The sequence below is a fragment of the Candidatus Protochlamydia sp. W-9 genome, assembly GCF_001950615.1.
Lineage (GTDB): Bacteria > Chlamydiota > Chlamydiia > Chlamydiales > Parachlamydiaceae > Protochlamydia > Protochlamydia amoebophila.
Genome location: NZ_BCPZ01000183.1, coordinates 1 through 2557 on the forward strand (window position 1 = coordinate 1; position 2557 = coordinate 2557).

Genomic DNA, 2557 nt, shown 5'->3' on the forward strand with positions numbered 1-2557 from the left:
TAAATCCATTTTGACCTCTCATGTCATATTAAACATTAGCTTGGGAAAACAAATGTTTTAAATGATGCAGAGGTCCTTTGTCATTTAAATTTTATTCTTCTTATTTATTATCAAAGAGATAAATTCAAAATTCAGGTTTGTACTATTTTGAGTTGGAAGAATGAAAATACTTCATTAGATCTCCATGGAAAATACTATAGCCAATTTTTGAAAAGACTACCGGTTAGTTACATTCTCTCTTCTCTCTAAGTCAAAATGTAACTTCCGTCGACATTTGTCATAATTTCACCTTAAAACGAATTTTTATTCAGGCTTTGGCAATCATAATATGTAATAAAAAAACCCAGTTGATTTAAATGGGTTTTTTTGTTACATATTAAGTATGATAAAATCTAAATATGCAGCTATATTTCAATCACTATCGAAAAAAACATTTTTTTCTTCTGCGGAAGGAAGGAAGGCGGGTATTCCATCCAGAATGCTTGCATATTTTCTCTCAAAAGGAAATATCGAACGAGTCTACAGAGGAATATACAAAATTAAAGATATAGAGTTTGATTCTGGTTCCGACTTTGAGTGGGAAGACCTTGCTATAACTGCTTTGAGTATTCCTAATGGTGTTATATGTCTTATCTCTGCTCTATGCTATTACGATTTGACAGAGGAAATCATGAGGGAATATTGGATTGCTATCCCCCATGCTACTACTGCACCATCTAGAGAAAATGTCCGTTTCGTTCGGATGCGAAATATCTCTCTAGGCCAGACAATGATTAAAATCGGCAATCAAAATCTTAAGATATTCGATCGTGAGCGAACCATCATCGATGCATTTCGTTATTTAGATGAGGAAATAGCATTGAAAGCACTACAATTTTATTTAAAATCGAATAAAGATACAAAACCAGACACTGATAAACTTCTTAAATATGCAAAGAAGCTGAGAGTTAATTTAACCCCTTACATTTCAGCCCTAATGCTATGAAATCAGCAATCGAACAATCCATCAAAGAAAAAATCAAAGTTTTAGCTAAAGAAAGAGAAACGACCTTTGCAGAACTTTGGAGGAATCTGATTCTGGAACGTTTCTTGTCTCGGTTGGCATGCTCTTCTTACAAGGAAAAATTCGTGCTAAAAGGAGGAACTCTTCTAGCCAAATATATTCCTATAGGAAGAGAGACTCAGGATCTCGATTTCCTTGTTCAAAGGTTGTCTAACACTGAACTGTCTTTGAAAAATGTGTTGGATGAAATCTGTGCTATTGATACTCATGATAGCTTTGCATTTGAGGTATCTAAAATAAAAGTGCTTGATCATTCTCAACTAGCATATACTGGAGCCGAAATTTCGCTATTGGCAAGATTTGGGGCCACAAAAACAATCATTTGCATGGATCTAGGATTTGGCGATCGAGTAGAGCCAATTGAATATCCGATGGATCTGACCGCCACAAATAAAGGTCCTCTATTTGAGAGCACAATTTCTCTATACTGCTATCCAAAGGAATTTATTTTTTCAGAAAAATTAGAAACAGTAGCCTTTCGGGGAGCAGGAAATACCAGAATGAAAGATTTTCACGATCTTTATTCACTGATCCTACTTGATGTTCTTGATAAATCTCTCACAGCTAAAGCTATTCAACTGGTTTTCCATCACAGAAAAACATCTCTGAGAAAATTGCCCATTAAATTTGATAAGGATACTTATGAGGCGTTTGAGAGAAAGTGGAATCTATATCGCAGAAAAATCAAAATTAGGAAGGATTTTCTGCAACTACCAAATTCGATTGAGGAAGTGATTTTTATTCTCAATCAATGGCTCAAGGAAAAAAATTTTCTATAGATAAATACATTCTATGTTTGTCTAACAACTAAATGTCATCACCTGACAACGATTGTAATCCTTCATTTATTTATGCTTCTCAGAATTAATATTAACCTGAATTTTGGGTTTTTAGGCAGCCATTAACAACAAGCGATGCTGCTCTGCTAAATTTATCGATGGCTTTTTAGGTTGATGAGTGTAAGCAACAATCCCAGCTAATAGATTAATTAAAAAATTTCCGGCATATCTGTGGCGTGTCTGTTCAATTTGAGAAATATGTTTTAGTTGATCATTGACCGTTTCAATAATAGATCGTTTTCTAAGAAGGATTTTGTCTGTTAACTTCATAAGATTCTGCTTCCTATTCGATCTTAGGTTAGTAAATAGTTCAAGACCTTGTTTCAAAAGCCTTTTTGAAAGTTTTTTCGAAATATACCCCTTATCACCAAATAGTTTCCCAAAAACCCCTTTCGACAAAGTTTCGGCAATAGAAACATCAGCAACATTTCCAGGAGTTAGCTGAAAAGCCAAAATTTCTCCTCTTTCATTGACCATGAGATGCAATTTAAACCCGAAAAACCATCCTGAAGTTGTTTTCCCCTTCTTTGCTAAACCTTTAAAGACCTTGTTTCTTTTTATGCGTTTATTGTGGCAAACATCTATCGATGGAAAATCAATAAAAGCAATTCCTGTGATTTCTCCTCTTTTATCCAAAAGATAAGCAAATAGAGGA

General features: G+C 34.3%; 3 protein-coding genes. 2 read left to right on the forward strand and 1 reads right to left on the reverse strand.

All coding sequences use genetic code 11. The annotated features are described in order from the left end of the window. Positions 1 to 382: 382 nt before the first annotated feature. Both BU804_RS06195 and BU804_RS06200 read left to right on the forward strand, forming a co-directional pair. The gene (locus BU804_RS06195) at positions 383 to 985 is read left to right on the forward strand and encodes a type IV toxin-antitoxin system AbiEi family antitoxin domain-containing protein (RefSeq protein WP_075883414.1); all 603 of its coding nucleotides are present in this window, start codon (positions 383 to 385) and stop codon (positions 983 to 985) included. Further along, positions 982 to 1842 (forward strand): nucleotidyl transferase AbiEii/AbiGii toxin family protein, encoded by an 861-nt coding sequence (locus tag BU804_RS06200; protein ID WP_075883415.1) that lies wholly within the window; start codon positions 982 to 984, stop codon positions 1840 to 1842. The genes BU804_RS06195 and BU804_RS06200 overlap by 4 nt, the downstream gene beginning before the upstream one ends. Before the next feature lie 111 nt (positions 1843 to 1953). On the opposite strand, the gene BU804_RS06205 is transcribed toward BU804_RS06200, so the two are convergent. Further along, the coding region (locus tag BU804_RS06205; protein ID WP_075883416.1) for an IS982 family transposase at positions 1954 to 2557 on the reverse strand (604 nt) is incomplete at its 5' end.